At 60.5% G+C, this 21,592-nt stretch carries 22 protein-coding genes and 1 tRNA gene; 14 read left to right on the plus strand and 9 right to left on the minus strand.

The genetic code is table 11. From position 1 onward, the window contains the following. The first annotated feature begins 22 nt into the window (after window positions 1-22). The 4 genes from LQK84_RS07245 to LQK84_RS07260 all read left to right on the plus strand — a co-directional run bounded on the left by LQK84_RS07245 (window position 23) and on the right by LQK84_RS07260 (window position 4,122). The gene (locus LQK84_RS07245; RefSeq protein ID WP_269071871.1) at window positions 23-1,120 is read left to right on the plus strand and encodes a polyamine ABC transporter substrate-binding protein; all 1,098 of its coding nucleotides are present in this window, start codon (window positions 23-25) and stop codon (window positions 1,118-1,120) included. 128 nt (window positions 1,121-1,248) lie between these two features. Continuing rightward, the gene (locus LQK84_RS07250) at window positions 1,249-2,391 is read left to right on the plus strand and encodes an ABC transporter ATP-binding protein (protein WP_230828021.1); all 1,143 of its coding nucleotides are present in this window, start codon (window positions 1,249-1,251) and stop codon (window positions 2,389-2,391) included. A gap of 4 nt (window positions 2,392-2,395) precedes the next feature. After that, a complete protein-coding gene (locus LQK84_RS07255; protein WP_230828022.1) occupies window positions 2,396-3,301 on the plus strand; it encodes an ABC transporter permease subunit in 906 nt (301 codons plus the stop codon). A 2-nt stretch (window positions 3,302-3,303) separates the two neighbouring features. Then, window positions 3,304-4,122, plus strand: a complete 819-nt coding sequence (locus LQK84_RS07260) for an ABC transporter permease (protein WP_230828023.1) — start codon at window positions 3,304-3,306, stop codon at window positions 4,120-4,122. A gap of 34 nt (window positions 4,123-4,156) precedes the next feature. Here LQK84_RS07260 and LQK84_RS07265 read toward each other — a convergent pair whose 3' ends face one another. The 6 genes from LQK84_RS07265 to guaB form a co-directional block, all read right to left on the minus strand. Then, a complete protein-coding gene (locus tag LQK84_RS07265) occupies window positions 4,157-4,372 on the minus strand; it encodes a hypothetical protein (RefSeq protein ID WP_230828024.1) in 216 nt (71 codons plus the stop codon). 38 nt (window positions 4,373-4,410) lie between these two features. Continuing rightward, complete coding sequence (gene rpsU, locus LQK84_RS07270; RefSeq protein WP_230828025.1) at window positions 4,411-4,647, minus strand: 30S ribosomal protein S21; 237 nt, start codon at window positions 4,645-4,647, stop codon at window positions 4,411-4,413. A gap of 24 nt (window positions 4,648-4,671) precedes the next feature. After that, window positions 4,672-4,965, minus strand: a complete 294-nt coding sequence (locus LQK84_RS07275; RefSeq protein WP_230828026.1) for a cold-shock protein — start codon at window positions 4,963-4,965, stop codon at window positions 4,672-4,674. Window positions 4,966-5,069: 104 nt separating this feature from the next. Beyond that, window positions 5,070-5,279 carry a cold-shock protein gene (locus LQK84_RS07280; RefSeq protein ID WP_230828027.1) on the minus strand — a complete coding sequence of 70 codons (210 nt, stop codon included), beginning with the start codon at window positions 5,277-5,279 and terminating at the stop codon, window positions 5,070-5,072. 256 nt (window positions 5,280-5,535) lie between these two features. Continuing rightward, on the minus strand, window positions 5,536-6,096 hold the full coding sequence (locus LQK84_RS07285) for a hypothetical protein (protein WP_230828028.1): 561 nt from the start codon (window positions 6,094-6,096) through the stop codon (window positions 5,536-5,538). Further along, window positions 6,093-7,589, minus strand: coding sequence for an IMP dehydrogenase (gene guaB / locus LQK84_RS07290; RefSeq protein WP_230828029.1), 1,497 nt, complete (start codon window positions 7,587-7,589; stop codon window positions 6,093-6,095). Before guaB ends, LQK84_RS07285 begins: the two co-directional genes overlap by 4 nt. Window positions 7,590-7,942: 353 nt before the next feature. Between guaB and LQK84_RS07295 the strand changes: the two genes are divergently transcribed. The 3 genes from LQK84_RS07295 to LQK84_RS07305 all read left to right on the plus strand — a co-directional run bounded on the left by LQK84_RS07295 (window position 7,943) and on the right by LQK84_RS07305 (window position 10,623). Then, the gene (locus LQK84_RS07295) at window positions 7,943-8,248 is read left to right on the plus strand and encodes an ATPase inhibitor subunit zeta (RefSeq protein ID WP_230828030.1); all 306 of its coding nucleotides are present in this window, start codon (window positions 7,943-7,945) and stop codon (window positions 8,246-8,248) included. A 146-nt stretch (window positions 8,249-8,394) separates the two neighbouring features. Continuing rightward, the gene (locus LQK84_RS07300; RefSeq protein ID WP_230828031.1) at window positions 8,395-9,117 is read left to right on the plus strand and encodes a glutathione S-transferase C-terminal domain-containing protein; all 723 of its coding nucleotides are present in this window, start codon (window positions 8,395-8,397) and stop codon (window positions 9,115-9,117) included. 117 nt (window positions 9,118-9,234) lie between these two features. Next, window positions 9,235-10,623, plus strand: coding sequence for an MFS transporter (locus LQK84_RS07305; RefSeq protein WP_230828032.1), 1,389 nt, complete (start codon window positions 9,235-9,237; stop codon window positions 10,621-10,623). Between the two features lie 7 nt (window positions 10,624-10,630). Here LQK84_RS07305 and LQK84_RS07310 read toward each other — a convergent pair whose 3' ends face one another. Both LQK84_RS07310 and LQK84_RS07315 read right to left on the minus strand, forming a co-directional pair. Further along, entirely contained in the window at window positions 10,631-11,350 is a 720-nt protein-coding gene (locus LQK84_RS07310; protein WP_230828033.1) for an RlmE family RNA methyltransferase, read from the minus strand. Further along, window positions 11,347-12,852: a Ppx/GppA phosphatase family protein gene (locus tag LQK84_RS07315; protein WP_230828034.1), complete on the minus strand. Its 1,506-nt coding sequence runs from the start codon at window positions 12,850-12,852 to the stop codon at window positions 11,347-11,349. The genes LQK84_RS07310 and LQK84_RS07315 overlap by 4 nt, the downstream gene beginning before the upstream one ends. 236 nt (window positions 12,853-13,088) lie before the next feature. Here LQK84_RS07315 and LQK84_RS07320 point away from each other — a divergent pair. From LQK84_RS07320 to LQK84_RS07335, 5 genes are all read left to right on the plus strand, one after another. After that, a tRNA-Gln gene (locus tag LQK84_RS07320) sits at window positions 13,089-13,162 on the plus strand. Window positions 13,163-13,320: 158 nt separating this feature from the next. Next, the gene (locus LQK84_RS25225; RefSeq protein WP_330166400.1) at window positions 13,321-13,650 is read left to right on the plus strand and encodes a DUF6538 domain-containing protein; all 330 of its coding nucleotides are present in this window, start codon (window positions 13,321-13,323) and stop codon (window positions 13,648-13,650) included. Between the two features lie 327 nt (window positions 13,651-13,977). Beyond that, window positions 13,978-14,724, plus strand: a complete 747-nt coding sequence (locus tag LQK84_RS07325; protein WP_230828035.1) for a hypothetical protein — start codon at window positions 13,978-13,980, stop codon at window positions 14,722-14,724. Continuing rightward, a complete protein-coding gene (locus LQK84_RS07330; RefSeq protein ID WP_230828036.1) occupies window positions 14,721-15,785 on the plus strand; it encodes a toxic anion resistance protein in 1,065 nt (354 codons plus the stop codon). The genes LQK84_RS07325 and LQK84_RS07330 overlap by 4 nt, the downstream gene beginning before the upstream one ends. Further along, on the plus strand, window positions 15,785-17,800 hold the full coding sequence (locus LQK84_RS07335; protein ID WP_230828037.1) for a hypothetical protein: 2,016 nt from the start codon (window positions 15,785-15,787) through the stop codon (window positions 17,798-17,800). Before LQK84_RS07330 ends, LQK84_RS07335 begins: the two co-directional genes overlap by 1 nt. Before the next feature lie 175 nt (window positions 17,801-17,975). On the opposite strand, the gene LQK84_RS07340 is transcribed toward LQK84_RS07335, so the two are convergent. Continuing rightward, a complete protein-coding gene (locus LQK84_RS07340) occupies window positions 17,976-18,167 on the minus strand; it encodes a hypothetical protein (RefSeq protein ID WP_230828038.1) in 192 nt (63 codons plus the stop codon). Window positions 18,168-18,393: 226 nt separating this feature from the next. Between LQK84_RS07340 and LQK84_RS07345 the strand changes: the two genes are divergently transcribed. Together LQK84_RS07345 and LQK84_RS07350 are read left to right on the plus strand one after the other, a co-directional pair. After that, a complete protein-coding gene (locus LQK84_RS07345; protein WP_230828039.1) occupies window positions 18,394-20,103 on the plus strand; it encodes a glycerol-3-phosphate dehydrogenase/oxidase in 1,710 nt (569 codons plus the stop codon). Continuing rightward, entirely contained in the window at window positions 20,096-21,583 is a 1,488-nt protein-coding gene (locus tag LQK84_RS07350) for an FGGY-family carbohydrate kinase (RefSeq protein WP_230828040.1), read from the plus strand. The genes LQK84_RS07345 and LQK84_RS07350 overlap by 8 nt, the downstream gene beginning before the upstream one ends. Window positions 21,584-21,592 lie beyond the last annotated feature (9 nt).

A 21,592-nucleotide genomic window follows, 5' to 3' on the forward strand; every position in this document is an offset into this window, starting at 1 on the left:
TTCAACTCCAGAGGAGAATGAGATGAAATCCGTTTTGAAACATATTGCGCTTGCAGCCGCCATGACCACGGCGCTGGCAACAGGCGTCATGGCCGAAGACAAGGTCGTGAACATTTACAACTGGTCCGACTATATTGATCCGGCAATCCTTGAGGATTTCACCAAGGAAACCGGCATCAAGGTTGTCTACGACACGTTCGACACGAATGAACTTCTGGAAACCAAGCTTCTTGCCGGCGGTACCGGCTATGACGTCGTGGTGCCGACCGCCCACTTCCTGTCCCGCCAGATTCAGGCCGGCGTCTTTCAGAAGCTCGACAAGTCGAAACTGCCGAACATTTCCAACATGTGGGACATGATCAACGAGCGTACCGCCAAGTACGACCCGGGCAACCAGTATGCCATCGACTACATGTGGGGCACGAACGGCATCGGCTACAACAAGGACAAGGTGAAGGCGATCCTCGGGTCCGACGAGAAGCCCGGCCTTGAAGTGATCTTCGATCCGAAGGTGGCGGCCAAGTTCAAGGATTGCGGCATCAACGTTCTCGATGCGCCGCAGGACGTCCTTCCGGCAGCCCTCAACTATCTGGGCCTGAAGCCGGATAGCCACGACCCGAAGGATCTCGAAAAGGCTGCCGCCCTTCTGGAAGCGGCCCGCCCGAACATTCGCAAGTTCCACTCGTCCGAATATATCAACGGTCTGGCCAACGGCGATATCTGCATCGCATTCGGCTATTCCGGCGACGTCTTCCAGGCAGCCAGCCGCGCCGAACAGGCCAAGAATGGCGTTCACATCGGCTATTCGATCCCCAAGCAGGGCGCGCAGATGTGGTTCGACATGATGGCGATCCCGGCTGACGCTCCCCACAAGGACAACGCCTACGCCTTCCTCAACTACATGATGAAGCCGGAAGTCATCGCCAAGGCGTCGAACTTCGTCTTCTACGCTAACGGCAACAAGGCCTCGCAGCAGTTCGTTGACAAGGCGATCCTCGAAGACACGTCGATCTATCCGGATGACGCGCTGCTGAAGAAGCTCTTCACCATCACCCCGCTCGATCCGAAGACGCAGCGGGTCGAGACACGGCTTTGGACGAAAGTCGTCACCGGCCAATAAGCGAGATGACAAGGCCCGGGTTCGCTCGGGCCTTTTCTTTGTCGGCATCCGGTGTGGTCCTCGGGGAGAGAAGGGCCGTCACCGGCAAGAAAGAACCTTTTTTGTAAAACCATAATCCGGGGAAAATCATGAAGTCTTTGGGCAGCATCCGCAGATCATTTGCGCCGTGGACGGATCCGAGCGCCAAGCCGTATATCTCGTTCCGCAATGTGACGAAGAAGTTCGGCACCTTTGTCGCGGTCGATGACCTCTCGCTCGACATCTATCACCGCGAGTTCTTCGCACTGCTCGGCGCGTCCGGTTGCGGCAAGTCGACGCTTCTGCGCATGCTCGCCGGTTTCGAGCAGCCGACCTCGGGTGAAATCATCCTCGACGGCGTCAACATGGCCGGAACCCCGCCGTATCGCCGGCCGGTCAACATGATGTTCCAGTCCTATGCGCTCTTCCCGCATATGACGGTCGAGAACAACATTGCCTTCGGCCTGAAGCAGGACCGGATGCCGAAGAACGAGATCGCCGATCGCGTCGCGCAGATGCTCAAGCTCGTCAAGCTCGAGAAATTCGCCACCCGCAAGCCGCATCAGCTGTCCGGCGGCCAGCGCCAGCGCGTGGCGCTGGCCCGCTCGCTTGCCAAGCGGCCGAAGGTTCTGCTCCTCGACGAACCGCTCGGCGCGCTCGACAAGAAGCTGCGCGAAGAAACCCAGTTCGAACTGATGGACCTGCAGCAGGATCTCGGCCTGACCTTTGTCGTCGTCACGCACGACCAGGAAGAGGCCATGACCATGGCCGACCGCATCGCCGTCATGGCCGCCGGCAAGGTCAACCAGGTGGCGACGCCTGCCGAAATCTACGAAGCCCCGAACTCGCGCTTCGTCGCCGACTTCATTGGTGACGTGAACATCTTCGATGGTCTGGCGAACCCCTCGCAGGGTGGCGATCTCGACATCGCGGTGGCCGAAGGCTTCACCATCCGCACGCCCGTTGGCGGCGCCGATGTGCGCGGCGCGACCCGCGGCTTTGCCATCCGCCCGGAGAAGATCCGGGTGACGCGCGAGGCGCCGGCCGACGCCGGCATCAATTCCGTCAGGGGAGAGATGTGGGACATTGCCTATCTCGGCGACATGACGGTCTATATCATCAAGCTGCCGAACGGGCAGACGGTGAAAGCCTCGTCGCTCAACGCGCAGCGCTCGGTCGAAAACCCGCTGGGCTATGACGAGGATGTCTGGATTTCCTTCGACGGCGATGCCGGCGTTCTGTTGAAGGATTGAGATCATGGCCAGGCTCGTCAACGGCATCTTCAACCGCCTGGTCATTGCCGTCCCGTTCGGATGGCTGCTGATCCTCTTCCTTGTCCCGTTCTTCATCGTCTTCCGCATCTCGCTGTCGCAGACCGCGATCGCGATGCCGCCCTATACGCCGGTCTTCGACCTGGCTGCGGGCTGGGATGGCCTGAAGGATTTCTTGAGCCAGCTCTCGCTGGACAACTTCATCTACCTCACGCAGGACTCGCTCTACGTGAAGGCCTATATCTCCAGCGTGACGATCGCCTTCTTCGCGACGCTGCTCACGCTGCTCGTCGGCTATCCGATCGCCTATGCGATGGCGCAGGCTCCGCGCACGGTCCGTCCGACACTGCTGATGCTGGTCATCCTGCCGTTCTGGACAAGCTTCCTGATCCGCGTCTATGCGTGGATCGCGATCCTGAAGCCGGAAGGCTTCCTCAACCAGATCCTGCTCTATCTGGGGCTTATCCATGAGCCGCTGATCATCCTCAACACCAATGTCGCGGTCTATATCGGCATCGTCTATTCCTATCTGCCCTTCATGGTCCTGCCGCTCTATTCGGCGCTTGAAAAGCTCGACGGGACACTGATCGAAGCGGCCGAAGATCTTGGCTGCACGCAATTCCAAGCATTCTGGAAGGTGACATTCCCGCTTTCGCTCCCGGGCGTGATCGCGGGCTTCCTGCTCGTCTTCATTCCGGCAACCGGTGAATTCGTCATCCCCGACCTGCTCGGCGGTTCTGAAACGCTGATGATCGGCAAGACGCTCTGGGCCGAGTTCTTCTCCAACCGCGACTGGCCGATCTCCTCTGCCGTTGCCATCGTCCTGCTTCTGGTCCTGGTGATCCCGATCGCCCTGTTCCAGAACGCCCAGACAAAAGCACAGGGAGAATGACGATGAACCGCTGGACCTCCTTCAACAAGTTCTCTCTGACGCTCGGCTTCGGCTTCCTCTACCTGCCGATCCTGCTGCTGATCGTCTATTCCTTCAACGAGTCGAAGCTCGTCACCGTCTGGGGTGGCTTTTCGACACGGTGGTACACCTCGCTTCTGGAAAACGAGGCGCTCAAGGATGCCGCATGGGTGACGGCGCGCGTCGCCTTCACCTCCGCATCGATCGCTACCGTGCTCGGCACGCTCGCGGCGCTGGCGCTGACCCGCTACACGAAGTTTCATGGCCGGGTGCTGTTCTCGGGAATGATCTATGCGCCGCTCGTCATGCCGGATGTCATCACCGGCCTGTCGCTGCTGCTCTTCTTCGTGGCGGTCAATCTCGACCGCGGCATTGTCACGGTGATCCTCGCGCATATCACATTCTCCATGTGCTATGTCGCCGTCGTCGTGCAGTCGCGTCTGTTGAGTTTTGATCGGTCGATCGAGGAAGCGGCGATGGATCTGGGGGCAACGCCCACGCGCACCTTCCTGCAGGTCACGCTGCCGGTCATCGCGCCGGCTGTCGTCTCGGGCTGGATGCTTGCCTTCACGCTGTCGCTGGACGATCTGGTGATCTCGAGCTTCGCTTCAGGCCCGGGTGCCACGACCCTGCCAATGAAGATCTACAGCCAGGTGCGTCTCGGCGTGACGCCGGAAATCAACGCGGTCTCGACCATTCTGGTAACGATCGTGACGATTGGCGTCATCACCGCCTCGATCATCAACAAACGCCGCGAAGTGCAGCGTCAGCGTGATGAGCAGGCGGCGTTTGCGCAGGGTTGACGGAATGGGATGAGGCGGCTGGCCTCATCCGGGGTCAGCCGCGCTTGGCCTTCCCGCGCGGGCCGGGCTGTGCCGGGGCCGGGGCGAGCGCTTCCTGCGCCTCGCGGAGCTTGCGCAGCCGCTCGGTCTTCAGAACGCGCTGTGCCGCTTCCTTGCTGATGATCTGTCGCGCCATGTGGTCGATGGCGGAGGCTTTGTCCTGAGCCGACATCTTGGCCGGCTTGAAGAATGCGTCTTTGGTTGCGGTCATGGTGGACCTCCCTTGTGTTGAAATTCAAGTCTTGAAATTCAGCGCGGGTGCACGACCTTCTTGGGTGCGGGCAGGAGCCCTTCGCGCTGCAATCTCTTCTTCTTGAGCTTGTTGTGCCGGCGGATTGCTTCGGCCGCCTCGCGAACACGACGTTCGGAGGGCTTTTCATAGGAGCGCCGCGCCCGCATTTCGCGGAATACGCCTTCGCGCTGCATCTTCTTCTTCAGGACGCGAAGCGCCTGTTCGACATTGTTGTCCCTGACGATGACTTGCAAGATGCCGCCTTTTCTGAATTGTTGTTATTTTCGGGTGCGAATGGTCGACGCGTTGATCCAGCTCGAACCGGTTTTGGGCCGCGAGATCGGATCTGGCGCGCGAACGCCCGTTGCGGGCGAGGCCAGCACGTCGATATCGTCGCTGCTGATCGTCCGGTCGAAGTTTTCACGGGGAAGACGGACCCGGTAACGGATCGCGCCGGTCGTGGTTTCCGGCTGGCAGGACACGATGCGCACTGTGATCTGCTGCGGTACGCCCTGTAGCGATCTGGGGCGAAGGACGACCATGTCGTCCGGATTGTAACGGACTTCCGTCATGGGAGCCTCCACAAAAAACAAAAGGCCGGGCGTAAACCCGACCTCTCACAGTCACTCAGCGAAGCTGCCAGTACATCCGTGGTCAGCCTCAGCGAATGACGAATTCACGCTGCGCGAAGATTGTCAGCCGAATTCTTGCCGGACTTGCGGTCCTGCACGATGTCGTAGCTGATCTTCTGGCCGTCGGAGAGCGAGCCCATGCCGGCGCGTTCAACGGCCGAGATGTGAACGAAAACGTCGGTCGAGCCGTTGTCAGGCTGAATGAAGCCGAAGCCCTTGGTGGAGTTAAACCACTTTACTGTGCCAGTGTTCATAACGATTTCCTTTCGTAGCAATCGTTGTTGTTCCCGCGAAACCTCGCAGGATTGGATCGATTATTTGAGAGGAAATTCGACGGGAGCAAAGCTCTTAACGACGTCACAAGCAACTTTCGATGAGCTCAAGATATGCTTTATTTGAAATTTTACAATGGCCTGCGGGCATTAATCGTAGGAGCCCACAGTTTTTGTCCATTAAGGAGCTGAATTCGCACGGAAGTTTATTTCCGGGATTTCGAAAATATTTTCCGGCCTAACGCGCCAGACGTGCAATCAACAGCCGTGCGATGATGACGCCCGCAATCGTCGCGGCCAGGAATTTCAGCCGTGTCGCCCAGGAGAGCGCATCGGCGAGCAACGCCGCGCTGGCGGCCGTCGGTGAGGAGGGGGGAAACAGCAGGAGGCCGATGACGTTTTCCGAATAGTCGGCAAGGCCGTAGAGGATCGGAAACACCATCATGACGGCCAGCAGGCTCTCCGCCGGGCGCCCGTAGACGATCGCGCCGGGAACGAGGCGGCGAATGAGCAGCAGAAGAAAGATGGTGAGTGCTGCCGGCAGGACAAGGTCGGCCTGCAGGTGCATCGTCCGCAGCACTTCGGCCGCTTCCGGCTTTGTCGCCAGATAGTCCTTCAGCGCCAGCAGGCTTTCGCCTGTCGAGGAGATGTCGGAGTCGGGAATGGTGCGCCCGTGGGTGAGCGCGGCGAATTGCGCCGCGTCTCGAAGGTTCATGACCAGAAGGAGCGCTGCCGAAACAAGACCCGCAAGCCAGAGCCACGGGTCCGATTTCAGGCTGTCGCCCAGCCGGAAGCTCACATGCCACCCGGATAGTTCGGGCTTTCGCGCGTGATCGTGACGTCATGCGCATGGCTTTCGCGCAGGCCAGCACCGGAAATGCGCACGAAGGTCGCCTTCTTCTGGAAGTCCGGCAGATCGACGCCGCCGACATAGCCCATGGCGGCGCGAAGGCCACCAGCCAGCTGGTGCAGCACGCCCGACACCGGACCCTTGTAGGGAACCTGGCCTTCGATGCCTTCCGGCACCAGCTTCAGCGTGTCGCGCACTTCGGCCTGGAAGTAGCGGTCGGCCGAGCCGCGCGCCATTGCGCCGACCGAACCCATGCCGCGATAGGCCTTGAAGGAGCGGCCCTGGTAGAGATAGACCTCGCCCGGGCTTTCATCCGTGCCGGCGAGCAGCGAGCCGACCATGCAGGCCGATGCGCCGGAGGCTATGGCCTTGGCCAGGTCGCCCGAGAACTTGATGCCACCATCGGCGATCACCGGAATGCCCGACTTGTTGGCTTCATCGACCGCCGCCATGATGGCGGCCAGCTGCGGAACGCCGACGCCTGCGACGATACGTGTGGTGCAGATCGAGCCCGGGCCGATGCCGACCTTGACGGCGTCTGCGCCTGCGTCGATGAGGGCGCGCGTGCCGCCGGCGGTGGCGACATTGCCGGCAATGATGCGAACCGAGTTCGTCATCTTCTTCACGATGCCGACGGCATCCAGAACCTTCTGCGAATGGCCATGGGCCGTGTCGATGACGATGACGTCAACGCCGGCATCCAGCAGCCGCTCGGTGCGCTCGCGCGCATCGTCGCCGACCGAGATGGCAGCAGCAGCACGGAGACGGCCCTGCACATCCTTGGAGGCATTCGGGTTCAGCTGGGACTTCTCGATATCCTTGACCGTGATCAGGCCGACGCAGCGGCCGTCATTGTCCACCACCACGAGCTTCTCGATGCGGTGGCTGTGCAGCAGGCGCTTGGCTTCCTGCTGCTCGACGCTTTCCGTCACGGTGATGAGCCGTTCCTTGGTCATCAGTTCGTGGACCGGCTGGTCCGGATTGGTGGCGAAGCGAACGTCGCGGTTGGTCAGAATGCCGACCAGCTTGCCCGCCACGCCGTTGCCGCCGTTTTCGACGACGGGAATGCCGGAAATGCCATGCGCCTTCATCAGCGCCAGCGCTTCGGCGAGCTTGGCCTTGGGGCCGATGGTGACGGGGTTCACCACCATGCCGCTTTCGAACTTCTTCACCTGGCGGACCTCTTCGGCCTGGGCAGCCGGCGAAAGGTTGCGGTGGATGACGCCGAGGCCGCCGGCCTGCGCCATGGCAATGGCAAGGCGCGATTCCGTCACCGTATCCATGGCCGACGACAGGATCGGCAGGTTCAATTCGATGTCTGAAGCAATGCGGGTCGCGATGTTCGTCTGGCCCGGCATGATCTCGGAATGCCCGGGCTGCAGGAGAACGTCGTCGAAGGTGAGGGCTTCGTGCCCGGTAGCGGATTCGATAATGCGCGCCATCTGCCAAGTTCCTTTCGAATTGTCGAAATGCAAAAGCAGCGGCAGCTTGGGAGCGGCTCCGCTGGCTTTCCATTTGTTCTGGAAGTTGGCGAGGGCTGGTAACATGATCATGACCGGAAGGGAATAGCAAAACGCTATCCACAGGCAGTTGTGCGCCGGCAGGGCCGTTCATGCCTCAGAATGAAGCGCGTCGGTTGCGGAAATTCCCCAAGTTGCACAGCTTTGTCGCGAAATCGTCGTGTCCGATAAAATGCAATCTTTTCGGATCAGGAAGTTTCAACGACCCTCGTGCAAACGTACCCTCCGTGGCCAAGAAGCCATTGTTTATTTTGTATGTTTAGGGGGACGTCCTTATGAATGCTCTGAAGATGCGGGCCGATGCTTCCGAATTTCAGTTCGCGCGTGAACGCGAACTGCAGTTTCGCATTGATGCGCGTAGCAAGATGGCCTTGGCGCTCTGGGCTGCTGAAAAGCTCGGACATGTCGATCCGGCCGCCTATGCCAACGAATTGCTGACCGAGGACATCATCAAGCGCGGCGGTGCAGTGGAGCGTCTGGTCAACGACTTCGCAGAAGCCGGCATTCCGGTCGCCACCCAGGAAATCCAGTCTCGCCTCGCAGCCACCTTGCGCCAGGTCGCAGCCGACATGGCTGCCTGAACCGCCGCGACGCACTAGTATGCTCTGGCCCGGCGCTGAATGCCCGGGCTTTTGCATTTTATGCTTTCACTCCAGTTCAAAGGCTCTGGACATCCCGATCTCCGCCCGTTTCGATAGCATCATCTGAGGCGCGGAGAAGAGGCGGCATGATCAAGCTTTATGGATTTGGACCCGGCGTCGGACAGCCGGACCTGAGCCCATTCGTCATGAAGGTCATGATCCTGCTGCGTATGGCCGGGCTTCCCTTCGAAAAGATCAACGGGATTGCCGGCGCCCGCAAGGCCCCGCGCGGCAAGCTGCCATACATCGAGGACAAGGGGCGCACTGTCTCCGACAGCCGTTTCATCAAGCGCTACCTCGCCGAGGCCTACGGTGTGGATTTCACTGGTGGATATGACGAGAAAACCCTGATGCTGGGCCTGCTGGCCGAGCGCACGCTGGAGGAGTCGAGCTATTTCTTCGCCGTCGAACGGCGGTGGATCCGCCCCGATGGCTGGCCGGTGATGCAAAAGGCAGCCTTCGGCGCCATGCCCGCGCCTGTCCGCCTGCTGATTGCCCCGCTCGTCCGCCGCAGCGTTCTGAAGTCTCTGCAGGGGCAGGGTACGGCAAGAATGAGCAATGCGGAAAACGATCTGTTGGCCGCAGAGAACTCCCATGCGATTGCCTGTCTTCTCGGAGACAAGCCATATCTTCTGGGCGACCGCGCCAGCGCATCCGATGCGACGGTGCTCGCTTTCGCCATCGCGGCCACGGCGCACGCCTTTCCAGGGCCGATCCGCGATGCGATCCTAGCGGAACCCAATCTCGTTGCCTATCGCAACCGGCTGGCGGCGCAGTTTCTGCCGGAATGTGATGTTGCGACGCTCTGAAACATTGCGAAGAATTCACTATTCAAGGCCAAGCACCGGGACTATGGAAAGTATGTATTCCTTACAATAACAGAATGGGCTGCAATTCTGCGGCCCGCATTGCTCTTCGGTTCCGACATGCCTCGTATCGTCCCCATCATCCTCGCCTTCGCCTTCTTCATGGAGATGATGGATTCGACGGTCATCGCCACATCGCTTCCGGCGATTGCCGGCGACATCGGCGTCAACCCCATCACCCTGAAGCTGGCGCTGACCTCCTACCTCGTGGCGCTTGGCGTTTTCATTCCGATCAGCGGCTGGATGGCAGACAAGTTCGGCGCGAAGAACATTTTCCGCATTGCGCTTCTGGTCTTCGTCCTGGGATCGATCGCCTGCTCCATGTCTTCAACCCTGCCGGAATTCGTCATTGCACGCTTCCTGCAGGGCATTGGCGGGTCGATGATGACGCCGGTGGGCCGCCTCGTGCTGGTGCGCGCCGTGCCGAAGAGCGAGTTCGTCTCGGCCATGACCTGGCTCACCATCCCGGGCCTCATCGGTCCCATGGCCGGCCCGCCGCTGGGTGGCTTCATCACGACCTATTTCTCCTGGCACTGGATCTTCCTGATCAACGTGCCGATCGGCCTGCTCGGCATCTGGCTGTCGACGATCTACCTGCCGGAAATGCCGCCGCGTGAGACGCCCAAGCTCGACTGGCCTGGCTTTTTCCTCAGCGGCATCGCCGCCGCCGGCATCGTCTTTGGCCTCTCGGTCATCAGCCTGCCGGCGCTGCCGCCGGTCGTCGGCATCGCCGCAACCGTGGTCGGCGTGCTCACGCTCGTGCTTTACATCCGCCACGCCCGGCGTGTCCCCAACCCGATCCTGACGCTGAAGCTATTCCGCGATCCCGTCTTCCGACTTTCGATCGTCGGGTCCACGATCTTCCGCGTTGCCAATGGCGCGCAGCCTTTCCTGATGCCGCTGATGCTGCAGATGGCTTTCGGGCTGAACCCGTTCCATTCTGGCCTCATAACCTTCGCCGGCGCCTTCGGCGCGATGTCGACGAAGTTCCTGGCGACCCGCGCACTGGCCGCTTGGGGCTTCCGCGATACGATGGTCGTCGCCTCCGCTGCCGGCGCCGCGATGATCGGTGTCGCCGTGTTCTTCACGCCGGAAACGCCGATCTGGCTGATGACACTCTCGCTCTATCTCGCGGGCTTTTGCCGGTCCTTTCTGTTCACCTCGTCGAACAGCCTGAACTTCACCTCGGTGAGTGAACAGGACGCCAGCCAGGCCACGTCGATCAGCTCGGTGTTCCAGCAGATCGCGACCGCGCTCGGCGTCGCCGTCGCCGGTCTTATTCTGGAAACGGGTGGCTGGTGGAGTGGCGAGACCCTGTCGCTCTTCTCCTTCCATCTGGCCTTCGGCCTGACGGCGCTGCTCTCGGCTGCCTCGCTCTTCTTCATCATTCCGCTGCCGCGGGATGCGGGAGCCGATGTCTCAGGCCACAGGGCCCATCAGGCCGGGTGAGGGGCGATCAGGCGTCCGCCTCTGCCTCAACCTGTACGCGACCCTTGAAGCCCTTGGCGAGCAGGAACATCTCGACCGACTCGGCGCGCGATGCGCCGGGCTTCACATGGACGACCTGACGGAAATTCTGCTTCAGCAGCGTCAAGAGTTCGTTTTCCGTGCCGCCTTGGAAGGTCTTGGCGAGGAAATGCCCGCCTTCGGCCAGCACTTCGATGGCGAAATGCGCAGCAACCTCGCAAAGCTGCATGGTGCGCAGGTGGTCGGTGCGCTTATGGCCGGTTGTCGGCGCGGCCATGTCGGACATGACGAGATCCGGCGCGCCGCCGAGTGCTTCCATCAGCAGGCGAGGGGCCTCGTCCTGCAGGAAGTCCATCTGCACGAAATGCACGCCCGGCAGCGCATCCATCTCCAGAAAGTCGATGGCCGCGACGCGGATGTCGCTGTCGGTCGAATTCGTCACCTTGGCGGCGATCTGCGACCAGCTGCCCGGTGCCGAGCCCAGGTCGATGATGCGCTTGGCGCCCTTGAGGATCTGATGCTTGTCATCGATCTCCAGCAGCTTGAAGGCTGCGCGCGCGCGATAGCCCTCGAGCTTCGCCCGCTGCACATAAGGGTCGTTGATGTGACGCTCGATCCAGCGGCGGGAGGAGGCCTTCAGCTTCCCCTTCTTCACCTTCTGGCCGATCTTGCGCCCGGTTCTGTTGGGTGTCGACGGCGGTTTGGTCATGTCTTGTCTCCCGGCCGGCTGCGCCAGCTTGTCGTGCCGCCCCGATGGCGCAGCCGTCGCCAGACGCCGTCATCGGCCATCATGTCTGTCAGAAGCCCCTCGCGCAGGCCGCGATCCGCCACCCGCATGCGCGGCGACGGCCAGCGCCGGCGAATGGCCTCAAGAATGGCGCAGCCCGCCAGCACGAGATCGGCCCGGTCGGGCCCGATGCAGGGATTGGCCGCGCGCCCGGCAAAATCCCAGGAGAGAAGCTTCGCCTGCATGGCGCTCACCTCTGCATCCGAGAGCCAGACCCCGTCCACCTTGCGGCGATCATATTTCGGAAGGCCGAGATGCACCCCGGCAAGCGTCGTCACCGTGCCGGAGGTACCGATCAGGTGGAAGCCCGAATCGGGATCGTCGGCCAGCTCGCTGACGTCCGGGCTTTCGAACGCCGCCAGCATGCCTTCCACTTCGCGCACCATCGCGTCGAACACCGCCGGCGTTACGTCGCGCCCGCCATGCCGTTCCGACAGCGTGACGACGCCCACGGGGAGCGATGTCCAGTGGGTGATGTGATTGGCAAGCCGCGCCGAACGGCTCTCGCCTGTCTTGATGACCGCGATTTCCGACGAGCCGCCGCCAATGTCGAAGAGCACGACCGAGCGCGTTTCGCGCCCGACCAGCGACGAGCAGCCGGACACGGCAAGCCGCGCTTCCGTCTCGCGATTGATGATCTCGAGTTCAAGCCCGGTCTCGGCTGTCACCCGTGCCAGGAATTCCTCGCCATTCTCGGCGGCGCGGCAGGCCTCGGTGGCAATCAGCCGGCGCTTGCGGATATTGCGGGTGGAGAGCTTGGCCGCACAGATCTTGAGCGCCTCGATGGATCGCTCCATGGCATCCTCGGAGAGCCGGCCGCTGGAGCCCAGACCCTCGCCAAGACGCACGATTCGCGAAAACGCATCGACCACGCGGAATTGTCCCGGCCGCGTCGGCTGCGCGATCAGGAGACGGCAATTGTTGGTGCCGAGATCGAGTGCGGCGTAAAGATCGCTGGGCGGCGCGGTCGCCCGCTCCGCCTGCGGTCGCGCGTCATGCGCCGGCTGCGGTCTCGCAACGGACGAAGCCGGGCGATCCGAAGGGGCCGCGAGCGGCCGCCCCTGGAGCGAGCGGCGATTGCGAAGCTGCTTTTTCTTCGAGCCCGGGGCGCGGTTGTCCGGAGACTGCGGCTGTGCCTTGGTCGCCTGCTGCTGTTGCTGCGGCTGGCCACCCTTCTTGCGCCGACGCTTGCGCTTTCGCGAAGCATCATTGCCCGGCCGTCCATCGGGGCCCGGTTGCTGATCAGGACGCTCGTTTTCGCCGGCTTTCACCGGCGGCTGGCCTTTTGCCGATGGGGCCGCCGACGCACGGCTCTTGCCGCTACGCCTGCGCCTGCCCCGACGGGAAGTGGATTTTCCCGGGCTGCCAGTACGGTCGAACGCCCCGTCGAGTGACGGCTGCGAGCCGTTCGAAGGGTCTTCCACGTTCAATATCCATGTTGCCGCGCAAAATCTCGTCTTGAGTTGCTGCAGGCTTGTTCAAGTTACGTTGACACGATTGTAACAGCGGCCACCCCTTTCGCCAACCGTTTTTCACGCGCCGGCCGGGAAACGCAGGTCGACAAAAAAATTTCACATCAGGTATTTGCAGCGGCCAATCTTTTGGTTATAAGCCGCCTCACCGTCGCAGTCGAAAGACAGCGCGACCGCCGAAAGGCTGTTGGGGAATAGTTCAACGGTAGAACGACGGACTCTGACTCCGTTAATCTTGGTTCGAATCCAGGTTCCCCAGCCAATCTCGTTAAATTCCTGAATAGTTTGCTTTTTCTGCCCGTTGTGGATCACGTTTTGGCATCATTGGCGACCTGATGCCCAGAACTGATGTCCAAAGGTGATGCCCACGCTGTTTTCTCTACGGCGGCGTCGCCCTTGGCGAAACAGGGTGTCCTTGCCATGGCCGTTCGCCACGAGGTCGAAAATCTGATCCGCCGCGGAAACATCTTCTATTGGAGACCACGCATTCCGAGCTGCTTCCTATCCTGCCAATCGGGCAGCCGGCTTTCACGCAGTCTTCAACTTTCCGATCATAAAAAGGCGCAAGTGATTGCGCGGCGGCTTAACCTCCGGCTCGGAGAGCTGAAGCAGAGACCGAAGGAAGTCTCGAGGACGTCAGAATCAGGGCCTAACGTCACGGTCGTGCGGGCGATGTCAGCGAGATGGAACACGATCTTGAAGCGGGCTGGGCCTACGAACTGCTCGCATAATCTGGAACGCGCGATCTGACGCTGGAGGGCGGTTGTCCAGGCCTCGCGTTTCTGCTCACGCATAACGTGCCCCTGTCTCATATCGAAGCCATCAAGTCGAATTTTCTCGGCGAGTTGAAGATTGCCCGCAGTGCCGGATTTGAGGAGCGTACTCATTCACAACGCCGTCGAGGCATGGCGAAGTTGCAGGTGACACTCACCTGAACCTAGAAGCTCGTGATCGCCTGTCAGCAGGGCTTTCGGATTAACGATTTCTTCATCCAAATGCATTTTTTGCGGGAATATTCCTTCCGCTTAATGCCAAATTTACCGCCAACGTATGTCCTGTCGCTACTTTTACGAGAGCTTGGATAAGATGGTGCAAGGACTTCAACGTCTAGAAAATCAGGATGGCTCGGCGGAATGGCCGAGCCATATCTGCGATGCAGCGTTAGCCGTTCTCGATCGCGCCGCCGACCGAAAGCCTATCGATGATGACCTTCTGCAAGTCGCAGGCCGCCAGGCGTTGAAGCAGGAGATCATAAACACAGTCCAGTGCATAACATCGCTTGAACTGAACGACCTGCTGTCAAGGCAGTCGTGGTGGTCTCGCTTTACCGGAGCTACTCTTGAGGAGCGCCTGAAGTTTGAAGCGGCCTCGAAAAAGGTCTCCCGCGCCTTTGCCGTTCTCGAGCAGGTTTCAAAAGATACCGATCGCCGTATCGCACTCATGCGGGCGGAACGGGCCGATCTCTCTGCATCTCTCGCATCACTTGATGGGGCGATCGATTACGGTCAGACCCTTGTATCGCAGCCGGCTGAATCTGACGATTTCTTGTTTGCTCGGTTTCAAAACAGGCTCGCCAACCTGATCACGATGAAGGCCGCGAACACCATGGCAATCCAGCAGTTCAAGCTGGCAGAAGAAGGCCTTGCGGCGCTCAATGATCGGTTTCGACAGATTGCAACGGTGCTCTTCCCTCTGTGGCAGCAGCACTTGTTTGCGATCCTCAACGCGCCCGGACGTTTGGCGCGAAACCATAAACCCGTGGAGGAGTTCCTCACCTGCCACGATGCCCTCAAAACCTATTTCATCGCGGAAGCTCGTTCATGACCACCACGCAGATTCAGCAAATCCCCGCAACACAGGCGCATGACGGATCTCCCGATGCCCACGCTCTTGCAGCGACGATCAATGTCAGCTCGATCGCATCGATACTCGAATTCGGTGCTGATGTCGTGAACAAGACCAACGAACTGACCGAGCAGGTTCTGAGCAAGGCTCAGGCCAGTGACCTTGGCGAAACCGGAGAGCAGCTCACCAAGATTGTCGTTACGGCGCAGGAATTCGATTTCGACGCCCTGGGCAATTCGTGGGCACGTCTGCCCTTTCTGGGAGGGCTGCTCCGCCAGCTCAACTCCTCGCGCGCGAAAGCCTTCGCACGCTTCGAGAATGTAAAATCACAGGTCGATGGTCTTGTTTCGAGCGTTGAGAAGACCGCGACAGTCTTGTCTGCACGCGATCGGGAATACAGCAGTATCTACGAAAATGTCCGCAACGAGTATGAATTGCTCGGTCTCTATATCGAGGCAATAAGGCTCAAGCTGTCACAATTGGAAGCGGAGTTGGCAACTCGCGATCCCGCCGCCGATATGGCCTCGATAGAGCATCGGGCGGTGCTGGAGGCATCGCAGAATGCGCTCAGGAAGCGTGCCGATGATCTGGAAGTCATCCGGCATTCGACCCTCCAGTCCCTGCCGATGATCCGTATCATCCAATCCAACAACTATGCGTTGGTCGACAAGTTCACGACGATCCGGACGCTGACATTGCCTGCCTGGAAGCGCACGTTCATGATGGCGCTGTCCATCGCGGAGCAGAAACAAGCCAAGGACTTGGCGAACAACATAGACAATACGACCAACGAGCTGCTGCGTCGCAATTCCGAGCTCCTCAAGCAGAATTCGATCGAGGTGGCGAAGTCGAGCCAGCGGCTGGTCATAGACATCGAGACGCTCAAGGAGGTCCATGGAAACATCGTGACCACGCTTCAGGAGGTCAGAACTGTCCATGCTGAGGGTGCAGAGGCCCGTTCATCGGCGGTGAAGGAGCTGGCTACACTGCGTGCTGAACTCGTTCAGGCCGTCAGCAATGCTGAAAGAACTGCTGCCTGATGGCGCACCTGATCTCGAATTTCGGCAAGCGCGGAGATCCTGAACGGGTAGACTTGGATCAAGAAATCGGCGCTCTGGCCGGGCGAGAGACGGCGGTTCGCAAATATGGCGAGTTGCTAACCGGCTTGGGGCTTTTTCTGCTGATTGTGGCGTTGCTCGTCTGGGCAGTGGCCGCCGAGGGGCCGTTCTCGGGACAAATGGTCATTCACGTGCCCAACATTCTGTTGCAGTACGTGACGATCGGCGAGAAGCCCTTCCATATCTCCGCCGACGAGGCGTTGAGACCATCTGCTGGCGGCCTTGTTTCCGTATTTGTCGGACTACTCGCTTTCGGGGCTGTGGTGCGCAAGCGCAATTGGCTGCTTTGGAGCTTGCTGGCAATCTGCCTCCTGCCGTGGCAGATCCTGTCTGTCGATATTCCGGGAACGGGTCTCGCGGGCACGGGTATCCTCGTATACCTGCTGGTCCGCTCACTAAACAGCAAGCAGCGCGGTCTGGTCGTATTCTACGTCGTGTTGCTCGTTGTCCATCTCGGTCTCTTCAACGCGTTTCGTCCGTTTGATACGCGCGGATATTCAGAAATATCGGTCATCAGGTTGGCCAGCCTCACTCAGGCGAAGGACGGGCCCAAGAGCTTTGTGACATTGGCCGTGCCGCCAGATCTGGCAGACGAGAAAGCCTACCTTGTTGCGCAGGAGCTTTATCTTCGCCACGACGACAACGGGCTGGAACAGGCCGTGAAGCAGATTTCCCCCAACGTGTTTGCGGAGGGATCCACGGAAGCACGGCGGTTAGCTTTCATGCGGCTTCACCTTGCCGACGTTGGAAAGTTAGGCAACCAATCAGATTGGCTTGGAAGCAAACTCGAATTGAAGCGCGGACTGGCGATCCTTCTCGGGGTCGTTGCCGCGCTAGGCATACTGGCAGGCGAGGGCCTGGAATATCTGTCCGGCATGTTCTTCGCCCGTGCCAATCGGATCAAAACGCTGAAGGAAACACTGGCTGGAGCTTCGGAGGCCGGCTTCACGAGCAGGACTGCCGAAAGCCATGCCCGAGAAGCCGTTCAGCAAATCCGGTTCAGGGCGTATGCCGCCGGGATTTTCGCAGGCCTTGTTTCGAGCTTGGCAATTCTGGCATTCGGCCTTTCAATATGGGGCGCTCCGGAAACCGACGGCAAAGCATTTGCCGCCGTACATCTGCTTCGAAACGTTGCGCTGGACATGCGCGCCGCAGGCTTCCCGGTTGCCATTAACGATGATCTTCCCGGCTTTCTTTCGGCAAATTTCCTGAAATGGATCGTCCTAGCAACGCTGGCCCTGTCTGCCGTGCTGGCCTTGACCCGCAAGGCACGGGCGGCGCGGTGCGCCTTGGCGGGAGGTGCCCTGCTGGCCGTGTCTTCTCTGTTCAGTTTCCTGATCGCGACGATTGCATCGCTCGCAGTCATGCGCTCGCGAGACAATGTCTTGCGTCGGAGCGGCTTTCTTGTTTTCGGAATAAGCGCGCTGCTCGCAGCGGTGAGCTATTTCGGTACGCTGCATGCCGGAAAGATCGAGATTACCGCGACAGATCTGGTGCAGAAGGCATATGAAAGCCGGAAATCCGTCTTTGCACAATCGCCGACTAAAAGCCCTTCTCTTGAGGTGGGGTACCGATACGCGCTGGCGCAAATCGCATACCTGAACGACGACACCGCGGCCGCCTCCCGCGAAGTCCGCTGGGTCTACGCTAAAGGAGCGCCCGAAAGCGATCTGGCTCGGCAACGACTTGCAAAGATCCGGCAGTGGCTTGTGCAACGGGGAGACGATCCTATCGGACCTGGTCAGCGAGATGCCTATGTCATGCTCTCCCAGTTCATGATGATCACGTCTCACTGGGCTTTCTTTATCAGCATCGTGCTAGCAGCCTTGGCCGTTGCATCCGGCTTCCTGACAGCGTTCCTGTTCGCGCGGAAGAAGCGGCTGTCAAATATTGCGGCTGAAATTCTGGAACCCGTGCGGCAGACGCGAACGCGCTAGCAGCATATGGTCGCATAAGCGGAAGTTGTTTCCGCTCGTCCTCCATATTGACTGATGCCCGAACCCAAGGCGCAACAATGGTATCCACGGCCGCTCGTGGCGGGAAAATATAAAGAGTTCAGGGTGATTTAGCTAAGCCATTGAAAATGTTAGGGGGTGGCGCCCCAGCCGCTCCTCACAAATCATCATAATTCAATGAGTTAGGTGAATTCCAAAGTTCGCCACCGGAACAGTTTTCCGCCGCATCCATACGGCTCAATTTGCTGTGCCGGCCTGTTTGTCTTCCGATGTTGTTCGCTGCAGCCTTGCCGGGACTGGTCGCTGGTCGGCCTTCCGAGGTCGCCTTGATGTCCAATGCGTGATCCATTGCATTTTCCGTCTCGACAACGACCTGTTTCGCGGGTGCCACCGAACGGTGGTGAAACGCGATGCCGGGATAATTTGCGCTTCACGTGGCAGGGTGGCGCATCTTTGAAACACATGAAATTTTATAAAAGTAAATCTTGTTTGACTTTTATAAAAATTCCTCGCTATATGTCTCCGGAGACACACACGGCGCCCACAGTGCTGGTTGGAGTGTGACGGGAGATAAGATGCAGATTCGGGAGGAAAGCCTGGCGCGGCTTGCGTCCGGCGAGGGGTTTGATGTGCTCATTCTGGGCGGGGGCGTGAATGGCGTCGCTGTCTTGCGCGAACTCGCGTTGAATGGCGTTTCGGCGCTGCTCGTTGATAGCGCCGACTTTTGCCGGGGTGCGACGGGTGCATCCTCGCGCATGGCGCATGGTGGCCTGCGCTATCTCGAAAATCGGGAATTCAAGCTCGTTGCCGAATCGGCTCGTGAGCGTAACCGGCTTCTCCATCATGCCGCGCATTTCACACGTCCTCTCGAGGTTACGGTTCCGCTTTCAACCTATGTTCGGGGGCTGCCGGGATCGATCCTGCGCTTCCTCGGCTTCGACTGGAAGGGAAACACGTTCAGCACGGCGGGCCTGAAGATCGCGCTCACGCTGTATGAATATCTCGGACGTGCCGAACGCGCCCTGCCAAGTCATCAGACCGTTCTTGAACGCAAGAAGTTTCCGCGCCGGCTGGCGCAGCACTACAAGGCGGTTGTCAGCTATTTCGACGCCCGCATTCGCAATCCGGAAGCGCTGGTGCTGGAAATGATCGAGGAAGCGCTGGCAGCGCAGCCGCGCAGTGCCGCCCTCAATCATGCCGCCTGGCATCATGATGGCAGCGGCGGATTTACGATCACGGTCGGCGATGCAGGCCCGAGCAAGACACTTCGCCCGAAGCTGGTGGTCAACGCATCCGGTGCATGGGTCGATGACGTCAATGCGGCTCTCGGCTGCTCGACCAGATATATCCGCCCGGTCAAGGGCGCCCACCTTTTGATCCGCAACGACGCGCTTTTCGAGCGCATGGCGAACCGCGCCTTCTATTTCGACGACGGGACCGGGCGCATGGTCATTGCCTATCCGCTGGACCACACGGTCCTGCTCGGAACGACCGAAATCACGGTGGGCGATCCCTCCGACGACACGATTGCGTCACAGGAAATTTCCTATCTGACGCGGTCTATCTCCACCCTGTTCGACGATATCGAGATCGGGCCGAAGGACATCGTGTTCATGACGACCGGCATCCGTCCGCTGCAAGCCGGCGGTGCCACCGATGCCAATCGCGCCAATCGGGATCACCGTCTCGCCGAGGACCAGCTTCAGAGCGGCACGCCGCTTCTCTCGCTGATCGGCGGCAAATGGACGACGTTTCGCGCCTTTGGCGAGCAGGCAGCCGACCGCATTTTCAGGCATCTGAACGTGGCCCGCCGGGTCAGCACTGCGGATCGAGACTATCCCGGCGCAATCGGCTTTCCGCGTGACGAGATGAGCATGAACCGCGCGAGGCAGTCGCTGGCGGCCCGGTTCGTCATTTCCGTGGAGCGGGCCGCGAACCTGTTCTCTCGCTACGGGGCGATCGCCGAGCGTGTGGCGGCCTTCTGCAGTGAAAAGTCCGATCAGCCGCTTGCGAATCTCCCGAGCTTTACGCGCAACGAGATGATCTGGCTCATCCGTGAACGCGCTGCCATGCATCTGGATGACCTCATATTCCGGCGCTCCCAGATTGCCCTGGATGGACTGTGCACCCCTTCGCTGGTGCGCGAGCTCGGACACCTGCTCGCCGAGCAGCGCCGTCAGCCCACCGGCTGGGCCGAGAGCGAAATTGACCGCTGCCTGAACAACCCGGCGCTATCTTTTGCCGCCAGCGGGCAGGCTCCGAGAGGAGAGCTTCGCCATGGCTGATCTGTTCCTCGCCATCGATGCGGGCGGCACGGCCGTCAAGGCAGCCGTCTTCGACACGGCGGGCCGGCTTGTCGCGCAGCGCTCGATCGATGTCGTGACCATCCATCGCGACAATGGCTGGGTGGAGCGCGAGCCCGAAGCCTTCTGGCGCGGCACCGCCAAGGCCATCCGTGAATTGACGACCCAGGTGATTGCGGCCGACCGCATTGCCGCCATTGCCTGCACCGGCTTTGGCAACGGCGTTTTCCTGGTCGATGAAGAGGGCCGGGGCACGCGGGACGGCATCGTCTCCGTCGATCACCGAGCGCAAGGCATTGTCGATGAATTCTCCCGCGACGGCACGGCCGAGCGGATCGAGGCGATCACCGGTCATCAGATCTGGGGCGGGCAGACGCTCCTGCAACTCGTCTGGCTGTCGCGCAACGAGCCGGACGTCGTTCGCCGCACGCGCTGGGCGCTTGCCTGCAAGGACTTCCTGCGCATGCGCCTGACCGGCCTTGCCGCTACCGATCCCACGGATGCGAGCGGCGGCGGGTTGCTGGATCTGGCGCGTGGCGCCTATAGCGACGCGCTCTTCGAGGCGGCTGGCATTCCTGAGTTTGCCAGTCGTGTTCCAGCCATTGTCGAGAACTCGGGCGTTGCCGGCCTTGTGTCGCGCGAGGCGGCGGCGGAAACCGGGCTCATTGCCGGCACGCCTGTCGTTGCGGCGATGATGGATGTGAGCGCCTGTGTCCTCGGCGCGGGTTCGGTCGGCCCGGATACGCTGACGATGATTGCCGGCACGTGGTCGATCAACGGTGTGGAGACCCGTGCGCCGGTGATGAAACGACCGCCGATCCTCAACATGATCCACCGCGATCGTGCCTGCCGCCTGCTCGCCGACGGCAGCCCGACATCGGCCGCGAACCTGAATTGGTATCTGAGCCGCGCATTGGGCGCTTCCGTCGACGTGCAGCAGGCCAATGCGCTCGTCGCCCAGAGCCCGGTGGAAGCCAGGCGCTGCCATTTTATGCCTTTCGTCAGCGGTCCCGCACCGCGTCGGGGCGCCTTTGTCGGCATGACCAACAGCGATGATCAGGGCTCGATGTTGCGGGCGATCTATGAAGGCGTCGCCTTCCAGCATCGCCGGCATGGCGAGAACGTCGTCAGCTATGTCGCGCCGCAAAGCCCGCAAAAGATCCGGCTTGCCGGCGGGGCGTCGAAAAGCGCCGTCTGGACGCAAGTCTTTGCCGATGTGTGCGGCCTGCCGGTCGAAGTGCCGGAGGGTGAGGAGATCGGCGCGCTGGGGGCTGCCATGTGTGCGGCCGTGGCGACGGGCCACTATCCGGATCTCGTCTTTGCCGCGCAAGCCATGTGCCGCGTCGAGCGCACGGCCGAGCCGCGCCCGCATCTGCGCGATTTCTACGATGAACGATATGGCGAGTTTCTTCGCCTCGATCGCCGGCTGGCGGCGCTTTTCGATCCGTCAGCCGAACACTGAAGTCTGAAA

It is taken from the genome of Rhizobium sp. C4 (assembly GCF_021026315.1).
In the GTDB taxonomy this organism is placed as follows: Bacteria; Pseudomonadota; Alphaproteobacteria; order Rhizobiales; family Rhizobiaceae; genus Ensifer_A.